Source organism: Streptomyces sp. JW3, from assembly GCF_052216785.1.
Classification (GTDB): Bacteria; Actinomycetota; Actinomycetes; order Streptomycetales; family Streptomycetaceae; genus Streptomyces.
Window position 1 is genome coordinate 1 of the sequence record NZ_JBQOUX010000279.1, and the last position, 368, is coordinate 368.

Annotated in this window: 1 protein-coding gene; it reads right to left on the bottom strand. The window is 70.1% G+C overall.

All coding sequences use genetic code 11. From position 1 onward, the window contains the following. A partial coding sequence (locus tag ACTT8P_RS38495) for a homocysteine S-methyltransferase family protein (protein WP_442836436.1) occupies positions 1-368 on the bottom strand: 368 nt, incomplete at both ends.

A 368-nucleotide genomic window follows, 5' to 3' on the forward strand; every position in this document is an offset into this window, starting at 1 on the left:
AGGGTGGGCAGCTTGGTGCCGGGACCCATCGAGCCGAGCACCCAGCGCTGCCGGCCGTCCCTCGCGGCGAACTCGTCGGCCACCTCACGGGCCACCCGGGCACCCGCCTCCGACAGCTCATGCACCCGGTGCGCGATGTCGTACTCACCCAGCGCGGAGTGGTTGGCGCCGAAGGTGTTGGTCTCCACGCAGTCCACACCGACCGCGAAGTACTCCTCGTGCACGGAGCGCACGATGTCGGGCCGGGTCACGCTCAGCACCTCGTTGCAGCCCTCCAGCTGCTGGAAATCCTCCAGCGTGGGGTTCTGCGCCTGGAGCATGGTGCCCATCGCACCGTCGGCGACCACCACACGGGTGGCGAGCGCCTC